Source organism: Hafnia psychrotolerans (assembly GCF_014639435.1).
Lineage (GTDB): Bacteria > Pseudomonadota > Gammaproteobacteria > Enterobacterales > Enterobacteriaceae > Ewingella > Ewingella psychrotolerans.
Window position 1 is genome coordinate 114,363 of record NZ_BMFZ01000006.1, and the last position, 14,577, is coordinate 128,939.

The window sequence follows — 14,577 nt, forward strand, 5'->3', positions numbered from 1 at the left end:
GTATTCCGCTTACTCCGCATGAATGACGTGCACTGGAATGGACTTCATATCCCACTTCCAGTTTGCGGTGGTGGTTTTAATTGGCAGCATTTCAATACAGTCGGTTGGACAGGGCGCGATGCACAGGTCACAGCCGGTACATAAATCGGTGATCACTGTGTGGACCGCGCGGGTCGCGCCCACGATGGCGTCAACCGGGCAGGCCTGAATGCACTTGGTACAGCCGATGCAGTTACTCTCGTCGATGTAAGCCACGGTGCGGACAGGTTCGGCAGCAACAGCGCCATCATCCAACGGTTGCGGCTCAACGTTGAGCAGCGCGGCGAGCTTCAGCATTACAGCTTCGCCACCGGGCACACATTTATTGATACTGTCGCCATTCGCGACCGCTTCAGCATAAGGTTTACAGCCTGGATAGCCGCATTGTGCGCACTGACTTTGTGGCAGGACATCGTCAATTTGATCCACCACAGGATTGCCTTCAACGGCAAAACGGCGCGATGCATAACCCAGCAATAGCCCAAACAGCAGTGCCAATATGGTCAGCGCGCCAATCGCAACCCACAATTCAAACATTAAAATTTCACCAGACCGGTAAAGCCCATAAAGGCCAGTGACATCAGGCCTGCCGTGACCAGTGCAATCGACGAACCTTTGAATGGCGCAGGGACATCAGCTACCACCAGGCGTTCGCGGATAGCAGCAAACAACACCATCACCAGCGAGAAGCCGAGCGATGCGGCAAAGCCATACAGCGCCGACTGCATGAAATTATGAGCCTGATTAATGTTCAGTAGAGCAACGCCAAGCACTGCGCAGTTGGTCGTGATTAATGGCAAGAAAATACCGAGCAGGCGGTAAAGCGGTGGGCTGGTTTTGCGGACCACCATTTCGGTGAACTGGACCACCACAGCGATCACCAGAATAAAAGCCATGGTGCGCAGGTAAACCAGATCCAGCGGCATCAGCACAAAGGTGTTGACAATCCACGAGCAGATACTCGACAACGTGATGACGAATGTTGTGGCTAATCCCATGCCAATGGCGGATTCGAGTTTTTTGGAGACGCCCATAAACGGGCATAAACCGAGAAACTTAACCAAAACAAAGTTGTTCACCAGCACGGTGCCGACAAACAGTAACAGGTATGAAGTCATGACATTGCCTGAAGCTAACTGAAAATAGATCGGTGCCTGACCGCGCAGGTCAAACACCATAACCACTTATTATCTGAAATAAGCGTCCCCGGGACAACGGGGTAACCGCAAGGTTATTCGGTAAACGTCTCTTTCACCCGGCGTGAGCGTTTGAAATAAGGCACCAGCAGGGCGGCGGCCAGCAAGGCTAATAGTAAATTACGGACTGCCATGTCGTCGTTAATCGGCGAGAAAGCGAAAGCTTTAACCGCCAGCAGCACGGTACAGAGCAGCCAGATGATAAACATTTTCGGCACATGTCGGGTGCACTTGCAAAACTGCCACAGCAGCGCCACGCTAAACGCACCCATCGCTAAGGTGGTGACAACCGAGAAATACCATTGAAGGGTGAACGCTTGCGAATTGGTCAACAGATATTCCCGCGATTCCGGCACCAACAGCGCCATCGAGAAGAGCACCAGCATCAGCGCGACGCTCATCAGCGTAACAATCAAGTACGCCAGCGGAGCCAGCAGCCAGCCGCCAATGCGCTTTTTGCTCTTTTCCTTGGTGATCGGTTGTTGAGACATAGTCAGCCTTCTGTTCGGTGCAAAATGATTGCAGGTATCGCTTATTCAATCAGGAAACCTATCTTATAAGGCGCAGAAGTTTACCCTGAGATGCTTAATGGCTCTATCGTATTTATGTGATCCAGTCTGTTTCGAGCCAAAGCCCAAGATCTTAGTGCAGCGGAATAAATACCTCGGTGGCAATCACTACCACGATAAGCCCCACCAACACCGGAACGGAGGTCCGTTTAACCAGGTCGAACGGGGAGATTTTTGCCATACCCGCCACGGCGACAATGACGCCAGAGACCGGGGAGATGGTACGGCCCAGGTTAGAGGCCTGAAGCATTGGAATCACCAGATATTCCGGGTTAATGCCCATTTTGGTCGCCAGCTTAGGGATCAGCTCGACGAAAGCGTAAAACGAAGCATTGCCGGAACCGGTGGTCATGGCAGCCAGCACGGTGATGGTTACCAGCACCAACATCATCACGATGCTGCCAGAGCCGACACTTTGTGCCAGACCAATCAGGCTGCTGATAAACCCTATCGTACTCAGCCCTTGTGCGAAAACGCCTGCCGCGACTAACAACATCACCACGTTAGCGAAGGCATCCGCCATGCCACGGTAAGCCACATCCAAACCGGCAAACACCGCTTTGCCGTTGCGGTTGCGTACAGTTTCGACGATGGCGGTAAAGAACATACAGATCACTAAAATAGTAATGATATGCAGATTTGGCCCCCATTTGCCGTCAAAGACCAGCACGCCAATAATGGGAGTAAACGGCAGGATGGCGTAAAACCACGGCGCATTGGTTTCAACCGGTGTCGTTTCGGTTTTTTCAATGACAGGTGCATTGCCCACTTCACGCTTATCAAGATAACGCTGCCAGAAGAAGTGTGCGACGGCCATCGAGACAATGGCGGCGATGGAAATCGGCAAGGTGGATTTGAAGGCGAAATCCACCAGGGACATATTAGAAGCCTGTGCGGCCAGCACAACGTCACCCGAGGTTGGTGACAAGATTATCGCTGCCGGAGAGGCGCAGATCGCGGCAGCGGCACCGCGACTGATACCGACATTGATCATAATCGGGAACAAGGTGGCCATCAGCAATACACCCAGACCGGTGGCAGAAGAGACGGCCAGTGACATCAGGCAGGCCAGAATATAGGCGGCAACCATTAGTACATAAGGGGAGTTGATCATCTGCAACGGGCGTGAAGCCAGGCGCACTACCACATCGTTAGCACCGATGTGGGTCATGTAAGCAGCGAAACCGCATAGCATCATGATCATCATCCCGAGATCACCACCGCGGCTCATCAGCAGAATTTTCACATACTCGACGATATCCGTAACATTCCAGCCGGTCGATTTTGTTCCTTCGGGTAATACGCTATGCCCCATCAAGGCGCTAATGATCAGCAATAGCAAACCACCAACCATCAATACGCCGGTCGGCGAATAACCTTTAATGATGTAGCGGCCGACAGCCACCGTTACCACGAGTCCTATCAGTAAATCCCACATCGTTTTACGCCCCAGAAATGCTAAAGAAATATAAAGGCGGCACTTTGCCCAATGTCATGGGCAAGCGTCAATGACGGTTATCAATGAATGGTTGGTGAAGTATTTATAGCAGGGATAAATGTGAAGTGACGCGGTTTACCTTGCGGTGTAGTGCGGTTTTGACGTTGACGTTTAAAACAGGCTTGGGCAGCGGCCCAAACCTGCTCTTAAAACAACTTTACTTTCCGTAAAGTCTATTTACCGCAAAGTTTAAAATAAACTTCATTCCAGCGAATTTGATTTTTGAAATCCGCCAACGTGGTGTCGTTATCAATCACCAACAGTTCCATATTGTGCATTTCGGCATACAGGCGCAGATGGTCAATATCCAGTGCCTGTGAGAACACCGTATGGTGTGCGCCGCCGCCAAGGATCCAGGTTTCGGCTGCGGTAGCCAGCGTTGGCTGGGCTTTCCAGATGGCGCGTGCCACCGGCAGTTTCGGCAGTTCGTGCGGTTGTTCGACCGTGTCGACCAGATTAACCAGTAGGCGGAAACGGTCGCCCATGTCAATCACGCTGGCGTTAACGGCCGGACCTGCAGGCGTGGAGAAGATCAATCGTGCCGGATCCGCTTTACCGCCTATGCCAAGATATTGCGCGTCGAGCAGGGGTTTTTGCTCTTTGGCGATACTTGGGCAGACTTCCAGCATGTGCGAACCGACCACCAAGTCATTGCCGGTTTTGAAGTTGTAGGTGTAATCCTCCATAAATGAGGTACCCCCTTTCAGGCCACCGGCCATCACTTTCATGATGCGCAGCAGGGCAGCAGTTTTCCAGTCGCCTTCGCCACCAAAACCGTAACCTTTTTGCATCAGGCGTTGAACCGCCAGGCCCGGCAACTGCTTCATCCCGTGCAGGTCTTCAAAGTTAGTGGTGAAAGCGTGGAATCCCCCCTGTTCGAGGAAACGGGTCATACCCAGTTCGATTTTTGCTGCATCGAGGAGGTTCTCACGGCGTTCACCATGCTGCTTAACGGTGTCGGTCAGGCGGTAGCTGGCTTCGTACTCTTCGACCAGCGTATCAATGTCACTTTTGCTGACTTCATTGATCACCGCGACCAGATCACCAATACCAAAGGCGCTGACGGTATAGCCAAACTGAATTTGGGCCGCAACTTTATCGCCTTCAGTTACCGCAACCTGACGCATATTGTCGCCAAAGCGCGCCACTTTCAGATTCTGACTCTCATTTTTTGCCGCTGCGACGCGCATCCATTGGCCAATACGGCGATGGGATTCGCCATCCTGCCAGTGACCCGCGACGACGCTGTGCTGCTGACGCATACGCGCACCGATAAAACCGAACTCGCGACCGCCGTGTGCAGTTTGATTGAGGTTCATAAAGTCCATGTCCATCGTGTCCCACGGCACTTCGGCATTGAACTGGGTATGGAACTGCATCAGCGGTTTATGCAGGATGGTTAATCCCGCAATCCACATTTTGGCCGGAGAGAAAGTGTGCAACCAGGTGATCAGACCGACACAAGACTGGCTGTAGTTAGCTTCGCGACACAGCGTGGTGATTTCATCCGGCGTGGTGACCAGCGGTTTGAGTACCAATTTAATCGGCAGACCGGCTTCACTGTTCAGGCCATTAACCACCTTTTCGGCATTCTCTTTCACCTGACGCAGTGTTTCCGGGCCATAGAGGTGCTGACTGCCAATCGCAAACCAGACTTCGAGATGTTTAAACGCGTCCATTTATTACTCCTGCAAAATAATAGGGTGAATTCAGTGAGTCGTTTTTGCTGCAAACAACGGTTCAGTCGAGCTGCACCACTGCTGATAACGTTCATACAGCTTCTGGTATTGCGCCACACGCTGTGGGTCAGGCAGCAAGGTACGTTCAATGCTGCACGCCATATTTTTCTGCGCGGTGGGAACGTCGATAAACTCGCCGGCAGCCACGGCGGCAAAAATAGCGGCACCCAGTGCACAGCACTGATCTGACGCGACGATTTGCAGCGGGCGGTTCATGGCATCGGCGCACACTTGCATGATCACCGGGGATTTTCGGGCAATGCCGCCGAGAGTCAGGACGTTTTCCACCGGAATATCCTGCTGTTCGAAGCATTCCATGATGGCGCGCGCACCGAAGGCGGTGGCGGCGATAAACCCGCCAAACAACTCAGGTGCTTGTGTGCCGAGATTGATGTCGGTGATCACGCCTTTCAGACGCTGGTTGGCGAAAGGTGTCCGGCGGCCATTGAACCAGTCCAGCACCAGTGGCAGGTTATCCAGTGACGGATTGGCTGCCCATGCCGCCGTCAGATCCGGCAACAAATTTTTCTGTACCGCAGACAGTACCGGTATCAGTTCAGGATGAGCCTGCATTGCCTGCACCAGCGGCCAGCTCAGCAAGCGGCTGAACCAGGCGTACATATCGCCAAATGCCGACTGTCCCGCTTCCATGCCGATCATCTCTGGCACGACGCTACCTTCCACCTGGCCGCAAATCCCGCCGATGGCGCGATCGTTAACCCGGTTAATGTCAGCAATCAGAATGTCGCAGGTTGAGGTGCCAATCACTTTCACCAGCGTATAAGGTTGTGCACCTGCGCCGACGGCACCCATATGGCAGTCGAAGGCACCACCCGAGAGCACTACGGTTTGTGGCAGGCCCAGACGCTGCGCCCATTCTGCGGTCAGTGTGCCGACCGGCTTCTCGGCGGTGGCCGTGTCGGTGAACAGCGGATAAGGCAAGTCTTCTACCAGGAGAGGATCGAGCGCGGTGAAGAAGTCGCGTGGAGGCAGGCCACCCCAAGACGGATGCCACAACATCTTATGTCCGGCGCTGCAACGTCCGCGAACCATGTCCGCCGGAGCGGTAGTGCCGGAAAGCAGGGCGGGAACCCAGTCGCACAGCTCAACCCAGGACGCTGCGGCTTCACGTACGGCGGCATCCTGACGGGAAACATGCAGGATCTTGGCCCAGAACCATTCGGAAGAGTAAACACCGCCAATGTAGCGGGAGTAGTCGGGGAAGTCGCCGCTGCGGCACAGACGGTTGATCTCTTCGGCTTCCTCAATGGCGGTGTGGTCTTTCCACAACACGAACATCGCGTTGGGGTTGTTTTCGAATTCAGGACGCAGAGCCAGCACTTGGCCCTGTTCATCGACCGGGGCCGGTGTTGAGCCGGTGGAGTCCACGCCGATACCAATAATGCTTGCGCTGCGCTCGGCACCAAGGCGCTGTACCAGATTCACAATCGCCTGTTCCATCGCTTCTATATAGTCACGTGGATGATGACGAAACTGGTTTTGCGCGGCGTTGCAGAACAAACCTTCTTGCCAGCGCGGGTAATAGACGACATCGGTGTCTATCTCCACGCCGCTCTGACAGTCCACGGCCAGCACCCTTACCGAGTCGCTGCCAAAATCCAGACCAAGAGCAATTGCACCTTGCGTCATTCTTCTCACTCCCATAAATACGGATGAATATGTCTGCTGATTATCCTGTGCGCGAGAGAGTGAGATGCGTGAGGAGGCGTTAGCTACAAGTATGCACAATCCTGCTCCTCATGATGTTTATGTGAAGTTAGTCAAAAGTTACTGCTTGGCTAAAATCGCTATATCTATGCACGATCCTGCTGTAATCCCCAAGTGTGATAGCGCTCTATCTTCCGGCGTTAATTTCCCGTTAAAACTGGTACGGTCCTATTTGGCCAGACAGCAAATTTGTCACCAAAATTGCCGCTATACGGCACTTTAAAGCAGATGGCTTTTTGGCTACACCCTACTGATAACGTTTTCACGCTGTTGCCAGTCTGAGTTAACTCAGCGTATGCAGCGTAAAACAACTATAAAAAGTCGGAGAACATCATGCATAAATTCACTAAGACGTTAGCGATGGCAGGTTTTGCTGTCCTTATGTCACATTCAGCTATGGCGGAGACCATGAAGCTGGGCTTTCTGGTTAAGCAGCCTGAAGAGCCATGGTTTCAGACTGAATGGAAGTTTGCGGATAAAGCAGGCAAGGATCTGAACTTCCAGGTGATCAAAATTGCAGTGCCGGACGGCGAGAAGACGTTGAATGCGATTGACAGTCTGGCCGCTAACGGCGCAAAAGGTTTTGTTATCTGTACGCCTGACCCGCGTTTAGGGCCTGCGATTATGGCCAAAGCCCGCAGCTACGATATGAAAGTGATTCAGGTTGATGACCAGTTTGTGAACTCCAAAGGCAAACCTATGGAAGAAGTGCCATTAGTGATGATGGCAGCGACTAAAATTGGTGAGCGTCAGGGACAGGAACTGTACAAAGAGATGCAAAAACGTGGCTGGAATGTCGCTGACACCGGTGTCATGGCTATCACAGCCGATGAACTTGATACCGCACGTCGCCGGACTTCCGGTGCCATGGATGCACTGAAAGCGGCTGGCTTCCCTGAAAAACAGATCTACAAAATACCGACTAAATCCAACGACATTCCGGGCGCATTGGATGCCGGTAACTCCCTGCTGGTGCAACATCCTAAAGTGAAAAACTGGCTGATCCTCGGCATGAACGACAACACCGTCTTGGGTGGCGTGCGGGCAACGGAAGGTCAGGGCTTTAAAGCGGCTAACGTGATCGGCATCGGTATCAATGGTGTTGACGCGGTCAACGAATTGTCGAAAGACGAGCAAACAGGGTTCTATGGTTCTCTGCTGCCAAGTCCGGACATCCATGGCTACAAAAGCATCCAGATGCTGTATGAATGGGTGAGCAAAGACGTTAAGCCGCCGAAATTCACCGAAGTCACCGACGTGGTGCTGATCACCCGTGATAACTTCAAAGTTGAATTGAAGAAGAAAGGCTTGATGTAATTTCTTTGTCATCATCCGGGTTGCAGAAGGGTTGACTGCGCTCGCTCACCCCAGTCGTTTAACGCATTAAGCGATTGGGGATTTTTGAACCTGGTGCCTTTCTGCCGTCCGAATTCGTTAGGGTAAATAGGTTTCGCTACTCACTTTGTCTCGTCTTTTGGTGATTACTATGACTCAGCAAGCACTTCTCAATGCCTCAGTGCTGAAACCGTCTTTGAAAGAGTTTGGTGCCGATGCGCCTTATCTTGAATTTCATAACATTGGCAAGACGTTTCCCGGTGTCAAAGCGCTGGATGGCATTACGTTCGACTGCAAGGCCGGACAAATTCATGCCCTCATGGGCGAAAATGGCGCGGGAAAATCCACGCTACTCAAGATCCTCAGTGGTAACTATCAGCCTTCACAAGGCGAAATCCACATTAAGGGTCAGCCAATGAATTTTACCCACACCACGGAAGCGCTGGATGCCGGTGTGGCGATTATCTATCAGGAGCTGCATCTGGTGCCGGAAATGACGGTGGCAGAGAACATCTATCTGGGGCAGTTGCCGAGCAAATACGGCATGGTGAATCGCAAACTGTTGCGTTATGAAGCCAAAATCCAGCTGGAACATCTGGGGCTGGATATCGATCCCGATCTGCCACTGAAATACCTCTCAATTGGTCAGTGGCAGATGGTGGAAATCGCTAAGGCGCTGGCGCGTAACGCCAAAATTATCGCCTTTGATGAACCCACCAGCTCGTTGTCGGCCCGTGAAATCGAGCAACTGTTCCGGGTTATCCGAGAATTGCGCGCTGAAGGGCGAGTGATTTTGTATGTCTCGCACCGTATGGAAGAGATCTTCGCGCTCAGTGATGCTGTGACCGTGTTCAAAGATGGCCGCTATGTCTGCACTTTTGATGACATGACGCAGGTGAATAACGAGAAGCTGGTGCAGGCGATGGTGGGGCGCAATTTGGGCGACATCTATGATTATGCTCCGCGCCCGCACGGCGAGATCCGTTTGCAGCTCGATGCGGTCAAAGCACCGGGTGTCAAAACACCGATAAGTCTCAACGTGCGCCAGGGAGAAATCGTCGGCCTGTTCGGGCTGGTCGGTGCCGGACGCAGCGAGCTGATGAAAGGACTGTTTGGTGGTACACAAATCACCGCAGGCACCGTGTCGCTCGACGGCGTAGCACTGAATATTCGCAAACCTGCCGATGCGATACGCCAAGGGATCATGCTTTGCCCGGAAGACCGCAAAGCCGACGGCATCATCCCTGTTCACTCTGTGCAGGACAATATCAACATTAGCGCGCGGCGCAAAAGCGTCACCGCCGGTTGCCTGATCAACAATAAGTGGGAGGCGCAGAACGCCCAAAAGCACATTCTCTCGCTCAATATTAAAACCCCAAGTCCCCAGCAACTGATCATGAACCTGTCCGGTGGCAATCAGCAGAAAGCGATTCTCGGGCGCTGGCTGTCGGAAGACATGAAAGTGATCCTGCTCGACGAACCAACGCGAGGCATTGACGTCGGTGCTAAGCATGAGATTTACAACGTGATTTATGAGCTGGCAAAGCAGGGCATTGCGGTGCTGTTTGCTTCAAGTGACCTACCCGAAGTCCTGGGGCTGGCAGACAGAATTATCGTGATGCGCGAAGGGGCGATTTCTGGCGAGTTGTTACATGACGACGCCACGGAAGAAAAAGCATTAGGGCTGGCGATGTTAAGAACGCCAGAGTTAACCCCTGCCGAATAGGCTATTTAACATGCCATTTTGATCGGGCCGCGGTGCTCGACCAAACTGTCTGCAACCATTACGCCTATTCGATAGGTGTGCAGGAGCATTAAATTATGTCATCTATGACCACAAATTCCGGTAAACCGGAGCAGTCCTCTGCCGCATCACGCGGCGGTCAGAGCCTCATGCGCATTTGGGACAGTTACGGCATGCTGGTGGTGTTCGCGGTGCTGTTTCTAGCCTGTAGTATTTTTGTGCCAAACTTCAGTTCATTCATCAATATGAAAGGGCTGCTGCTGGCGATTTCTATGTCCGGCATGGTGGCCTGCGGCATGCTGTTCTGCCTTGCCTCCGGGGATTTCGACCTGTCGGTTGCCTCGGTAATTGCCTGCGCCGGTGTCACCACGGCGGTGGTCATTAATCTCTCTGACAGTCTGTGGATTGGTGTGGGTGCCGGTTTGATTCTGGGGATGCTGACCGGTTTGCTTAATGGGTTCGTTATCGCCCGTTTGAAAATCAATGCGCTGATCACCACGCTGGCGACGATGCAGATCGTGCGTGGTCTGGCTTATATCATTTCTGATGGTAAAGCGGTGGGGATTGAAGATGAGCGTTTCTTTGCGCTAGGTTATGCCAACTGGTTTGGCTTGCCTGCACCGATCTGGCTGACCGTCATTTGCCTGATTATTTTCGGCCTGCTGTTGAATAAAACCACTTTTGGCCGAAACACGCTGGCGATTGGGGGTAATGAAGACGCCGCACGGCTGGCGGGTGTGCCGGTGGTCCGTACTAAAATCATCATCTTTATGTTGTCCGGTCTGGTATCGGCAGCGGCAGGGATCATTCTGGCATCACGCATGACCAGCGGCCAGCCGATGACCTCGCTCGGTTATGAGTTGATCGTGATTTCAGCCTGCGTTTTGGGTGGGGTGTCACTGAAAGGCGGTATTGGTAAAATTTCTTATGTGGTTGCCGGTATCCTCATTCTGGGCACGGTAGAAAATGCCATGAACCTGCTGAATATTTCACCGTTCTCGCAATACGTGGTGCGTGGCCTTATCTTGCTGGCGGCGGTGATCTTTGACCGCTACAAACAGAAAGCGAAAGGTGCGGTTTAAAAGCCATCCACTCAAACGTCACAGAGTCGTGGTAACGTTTTCATGCGGTGTTTAATGCTTTGATAGGTTAAATGCCGCAAAACACTGCTTTTGTTCACGTTTTTGTAACGTTTTCTGGCAACGCTTTCATCGGTCGATAGAATAAGAGAAAACCTGCCCAGAGCGATTTTTCAGGAGGTCCCGATGTATCACCGCATGATCCAGGATCAACAACAAAACCCGTTGTTACCGGGGTACAGCTTTAACGCTTATCTGGTGGCGGGGATGACGCCAATATTGGCCGACGGGCCACTGGATTTCTCTATTGATCGTCCCGGTGGCATGAAAGGATTTATTCTCAACCTGACGGTAAAAGGTCAGGGGAAAGTATTTGACGGCGAAGACACCTTCTACTGTAACCCCGGCGATCTGCTGCTTTTCCCGCCGAAAGCGCGGCACCTTTATGGCCGTTCGGTCAACAGCGACTGTTGGTACCACCGTTGGGTCTATTTCCGGCCACGTGCTTACTGGGCCGACTGGCTGGAATGGCACACCAAAATCAATGATGTCGGACGACTTTCACTGCCTAATAATACATTGCTGTTGGAGTTTGACCGGCTGTTCGCCAATATTGAGCAAACCCAAAAATCGGGACGACGTTTTTGCGAAGAGCTGGGGATGAATTTGCTGGAGCGCCTGTTGCTGCGTGCGATGGAAGAAGACCCGCAAAGTCCGCAGAAAATAATGGATCCCCGCGTGATCGAGGCATGCCAGTTTATTACCGGCAATCTGGCGGGAGAACTGCGCATTGATGAAGTAGCGCGTCACGTTTGCCTGTCACCGTCTCGGCTGGCGCACCTGTTCCGCGAACAGGTGGGGATCAACATTTTGCGCTGGCGTGAAGACCAGCGAGTGATCCGCGCCAAACTGCTGTTGCAGACCACGCAGGAGTCCATCGCGACCATTGGCCGTGTGGTGGGTTATGACGATCAGCTCTATTTCTCCCGGGTATTTCGCAAACGGGTAGGGGTAAGTCCGAGTGATTTCCGCCGCCGCAGCGTAGAAACCAACTATCCAGCCAAACCCTACCGTTCGGCGCATTCCCATGAACCGGAAAATGTCACTGCGTATCATTTCTGATGCCCGAGTGTATCAACATCGCAGAGACCACAGGATGTGCTCTCTGTCACATCTAGCGCTTGTCACGGCTATTAAGCTGGTATCCAATCAGGTTGAAGCTAAATAAAAGGATAAAGACATGACGGATACCCTACGCGTTGGGCTGGTGGGTTATGGTTTCGCCAGCAAAACCTTTCACGCGCCGCTGATCTTTGGCACACCGGGCTTAGAGCTTGCGGTGGTCTCAAGCAGCGATGCATCCAAGGTCCACGCCGATTGGCCGAGTGTGGACGTTGTCGATTCACCGGAGAAAATTTTCGCCGATCCGACCATTGATCTGGTGATCATTCCTACGCCCAATACCACGCATTTTCCGTTGGCACAGCAGGCGCTGGAAGCCGGTAAACATGTGGTTGTCGATAAGCCTTTTACGGTGACACTCGGCGAAGCCCGCTCGCTGAACATTCTGGCCGAGGAGAAGGGCAAGTTGCTGTCGGTATTCCATAACCGCCGCTGGGATTCCGATTTCCTTACCGTAAAAGCCTTGATCAAAGAGGGCACGCTGGGTGAGATCGTCTACTTCGAATCACATTATGATCGCTTCAAACCGCAGGTACAGGAACGGTGGCGTGAGAACGAGCAGCTCGGTAGCGGTATCTGGTACGATCTCGGTTCTCACCTGTTGGACCAGGCCTTACAACTGTTTGGTATGCCGGATACGCTGCAGTCCGATCTCGCCATTGTGCGTCCGGGCGGCAAAGCCGTAGATTACTTCAACACCGTGCTGACCTATGGCCGCCGACGTGTGGTTCTGCACAGTACGGTTTACGCTTCGGCTGAAACGGCGCGTTTCATCGTTCAGGGCGAAAAGGGCAGTTTTGTAAAATATGGGCTGGATACGCAGGAAGAGAGCCTGAAGTCGGGTATCTATCCGCCGAAGGCCAACTGGGGTCTGGATAAGCGTGATGGTGTGTTGACCCTAAGCTTCGAGGGCGTACAGGCCGATAAGCACCTACCAACCCTGCCGGGTGATTACCCTGAATATTACGCGAGTATCCGTGATGCCATTCTCGGCAAGGGCGATAATCCGGTGCCTGCCTCCGATGCGATACGGGTGATGGAGCTTATAGAGTTGGGTATCCACTCTTCTTTGCAGCAGAAAACATTGAAAGTCGCTAAAGAGTAAAAGTACCCAGGTACCCAAAGACAAAACGCGCACGGTGAGGAGTGCGCGTTTTTTATTGCTACCTCGCCCTTTTCTGGCAATACGCTGCTAACAACGGCACATCGGCAGGGGCCAGATCATACTCACCGGCTTCATGCGGCAGAGTCCAGACGATTTCCGAGTGACACCGTAACGTTATCGAATCGGTAAATCCGCTCACCCGCCAGGCATGCAGGCGAATGATTCGGGTCGGTTGCTGAAAATCGTGACTGGTTATCCACTCTTCGACCTGTGCGGTGATGCCCAGTTCTTCCTGTAATTCGCGGATCAACGCCTGCGGCTGGCTTTCGCCGTCTTCGACTTTTCCGCCGGGGAATTCCCACAATCCCGCCTGATCGCCAGAGGCGTCACGGCGTGCCAGAAGAATGTTGCCATCCTGCTCAATGATTGCTGCCACCACATCAATGACTTTCATCGTCGCAACCTTATTTCAGGTCGAACTCAGCCCATACCGGTGCATGGTCAGAGGGTTTTTCCATGGCACGGATATCGTAATCAATGCCGGTGGCAATACAGCGCGATGCCAGAGGCTGGCTGGCCAGCAGGAGGTCGATGCGCAGACCACGGTTCTCATCAAAGCCGCGTGAGCGGTAATCAAACCACGAGTACTTATCGGCAGTGTCCGGGTTAGCGGCGCGGAAGGTGTCAACCAATCCCCAGCTTTTCAGGCGGTCCATCCATTCGCGCTCTTCCGGCAGGAAAGAGCATTTGCCGGTGCGTAACCAGCGTTTGCGGCTGTCCTCACCAATGCCAATATCCAGATCTGTCGGGCTGATATTGACATCGCCCATCACCAGCACCGGGTTGTCTACCGACATGTGCTGTGTCAGATAATCCTGTAAATCCTGATAAAAGCGCTGCTTAGCGGGGAATTTTGTCGGGTGGTCACGGCTTTCGCCCTGTGGAAAGTACCCGTTAATCACGGTCAGCAGACCTTGCGGCGTTTCAATATCGGCCATGATGATGCGGCGCTGTGCCTCTTCTTCATCCCCCGGAAAACCCCGTCGCACGGCGACCGGTTGCTGCTTGGTTAACATCGCCACGCCGTAGTGGCCTTTCTGCCCATGATAAAAGACGTGATAGCCATGCTGGCTGACTTCTTCCAGCGGAAACATATCGTCATGCACTTTGGTTTCCTGCAAACCGATGACGTCAGGCTGGTGTTGTTCGATGATCGCAGCGAGTTGATGTGGACGAGCACGCAATCCATTGATATTGAAAGAGATGAACTTCATAGTCGGGAACCATTTGGCGATGAAATTAGGCGTCGATGTTAGCAGATTATTTTTCTGAATGGTACGTAGAACCCACTGTAAAGCTCCGC

At 52.8% G+C, this 14,577-nt stretch carries 13 protein-coding genes; 5 read left to right on the forward strand and 8 right to left on the reverse strand.

All coding sequences use genetic code 11. The features are described 5' to 3' along the window. Positions 1-9 precede the first annotated feature (9 nt). From rsxB to IEV89_RS12440, 6 genes are all read right to left on the reverse strand, one after another. Positions 10-576: an electron transport complex subunit RsxB gene (gene rsxB, locus IEV89_RS12415; protein ID WP_188473832.1), complete on the reverse strand. Its 567-nt coding sequence runs from the start codon at positions 574-576 to the stop codon at positions 10-12. Beyond that, a complete protein-coding gene (gene rsxA / locus IEV89_RS12420; RefSeq protein ID WP_188473833.1) occupies positions 576-1,157 on the reverse strand; it encodes an electron transport complex subunit RsxA in 582 nt (193 codons plus the stop codon). The genes rsxB and rsxA overlap by 1 nt, the downstream gene beginning before the upstream one ends. Positions 1,158-1,270: 113 nt before the next feature. Further along, positions 1,271-1,711, reverse strand: a complete 441-nt coding sequence (locus tag IEV89_RS12425; RefSeq protein WP_188473995.1) for a DUF2569 domain-containing protein — start codon at positions 1,709-1,711, stop codon at positions 1,271-1,273. A gap of 166 nt (positions 1,712-1,877) precedes the next feature. Further along, positions 1,878-3,242, reverse strand: a complete 1,365-nt coding sequence (dcuC, locus tag IEV89_RS12430) for an anaerobic C4-dicarboxylate transporter DcuC (RefSeq protein ID WP_188473834.1) — start codon at positions 3,240-3,242, stop codon at positions 1,878-1,880. 233 nt (positions 3,243-3,475) lie between these two features. Continuing rightward, on the reverse strand, positions 3,476-4,981 hold the full coding sequence (araA, locus tag IEV89_RS12435) for an L-arabinose isomerase (protein ID WP_188473835.1): 1,506 nt from the start codon (positions 4,979-4,981) through the stop codon (positions 3,476-3,478). A 30-nt stretch (positions 4,982-5,011) separates the two neighbouring features. Continuing rightward, positions 5,012-6,691 (reverse strand): ribulokinase, encoded by a 1,680-nt coding sequence (locus IEV89_RS12440; protein ID WP_188473836.1) that lies wholly within the window; start codon positions 6,689-6,691, stop codon positions 5,012-5,014. A 411-nt stretch (positions 6,692-7,102) separates the two neighbouring features. Here IEV89_RS12440 and IEV89_RS12445 point away from each other — a divergent pair, with 411 nt between their 5' ends. The 5 genes from IEV89_RS12445 (at position 7,103) to IEV89_RS12465 (ending at position 13,214) form a co-directional block, all read left to right on the forward strand. Further along, a complete protein-coding gene (locus tag IEV89_RS12445) occupies positions 7,103-8,086 on the forward strand; it encodes an arabinose ABC transporter substrate-binding protein (RefSeq protein WP_188473837.1) in 984 nt (327 codons plus the stop codon). Between the two features lie 169 nt (positions 8,087-8,255). Further along, the gene (gene araG / locus IEV89_RS12450) at positions 8,256-9,830 is read left to right on the forward strand and encodes an L-arabinose ABC transporter ATP-binding protein AraG (RefSeq protein ID WP_188473838.1); all 1,575 of its coding nucleotides are present in this window, start codon (positions 8,256-8,258) and stop codon (positions 9,828-9,830) included. A gap of 95 nt (positions 9,831-9,925) precedes the next feature. Continuing rightward, positions 9,926-10,930 (forward strand): L-arabinose ABC transporter permease AraH, encoded by a 1,005-nt coding sequence (araH, locus tag IEV89_RS12455; protein ID WP_188473839.1) that lies wholly within the window; start codon positions 9,926-9,928, stop codon positions 10,928-10,930. Between the two features lie 183 nt (positions 10,931-11,113). After that, positions 11,114-12,049 (forward strand): arabinose operon transcriptional regulator AraC, encoded by a 936-nt coding sequence (araC, locus tag IEV89_RS12460; RefSeq protein ID WP_188473840.1) that lies wholly within the window; start codon positions 11,114-11,116, stop codon positions 12,047-12,049. 118 nt (positions 12,050-12,167) lie between these two features. Continuing rightward, positions 12,168-13,214, forward strand: a complete 1,047-nt coding sequence (locus IEV89_RS12465; protein WP_188473841.1) for an oxidoreductase — start codon at positions 12,168-12,170, stop codon at positions 13,212-13,214. A 58-nt stretch (positions 13,215-13,272) separates the two neighbouring features. On the opposite strand, the gene IEV89_RS12470 is transcribed toward IEV89_RS12465, so the two are convergent. Together IEV89_RS12470 and xthA are read right to left on the reverse strand one after the other, a co-directional pair. Next, positions 13,273-13,668 carry a pyrimidine (deoxy)nucleoside triphosphate diphosphatase gene (locus tag IEV89_RS12470; RefSeq protein WP_188473842.1) on the reverse strand — a complete coding sequence of 132 codons (396 nt, stop codon included), beginning with the start codon at positions 13,666-13,668 and terminating at the stop codon, positions 13,273-13,275. 10 nt (positions 13,669-13,678) lie between these two features. Next, positions 13,679-14,488 (reverse strand): exodeoxyribonuclease III, encoded by an 810-nt coding sequence (gene xthA / locus IEV89_RS12475; RefSeq protein WP_188473843.1) that lies wholly within the window; start codon positions 14,486-14,488, stop codon positions 13,679-13,681. Between the last annotated feature and the right edge of the window lie 89 nt (positions 14,489-14,577).

Coding starts and splice junctions, on each gene's coding strand:
- rsxB (WP_188473832.1), bottom strand. CDS start 576: ATGTTTGAATTGTGGGTTGCGATTGGCGCGCTGACCATATTGGCACTG.
- rsxA (WP_188473833.1), bottom strand. CDS start 1,157: ATGACTTCATACCTGTTACTGTTTGTCGGCACCGTGCTGGTGAACAAC.
- dcuC (WP_188473834.1), bottom strand. CDS start 3,242: ATGTGGGATTTACTGATAGGACTCGTGGTAACGGTGGCTGTCGGCCGC.
- araA (WP_188473835.1), bottom strand. CDS start 4,981: ATGGACGCGTTTAAACATCTCGAAGTCTGGTTTGCGATTGGCAGTCAG.
- IEV89_RS12440 (WP_188473836.1), bottom strand. CDS start 6,691: ATGACGCAAGGTGCAATTGCTCTTGGTCTGGATTTTGGCAGCGACTCG.
- IEV89_RS12445 (WP_188473837.1), top strand. CDS start 7,103: ATGCATAAATTCACTAAGACGTTAGCGATGGCAGGTTTTGCTGTCCTT.
- araG (WP_188473838.1), top strand. CDS start 8,256: ATGACTCAGCAAGCACTTCTCAATGCCTCAGTGCTGAAACCGTCTTTG.
- araH (WP_188473839.1), top strand. CDS start 9,926: ATGTCATCTATGACCACAAATTCCGGTAAACCGGAGCAGTCCTCTGCC.
- araC (WP_188473840.1), top strand. CDS start 11,114: ATGTATCACCGCATGATCCAGGATCAACAACAAAACCCGTTGTTACCG.
- IEV89_RS12465 (WP_188473841.1), top strand. CDS start 12,168: ATGACGGATACCCTACGCGTTGGGCTGGTGGGTTATGGTTTCGCCAGC.
- IEV89_RS12470 (WP_188473842.1), bottom strand. CDS start 13,668: ATGAAAGTCATTGATGTGGTGGCAGCAATCATTGAGCAGGATGGCAAC.
- xthA (WP_188473843.1), bottom strand. CDS start 14,488: ATGAAGTTCATCTCTTTCAATATCAATGGATTGCGTGCTCGTCCACAT.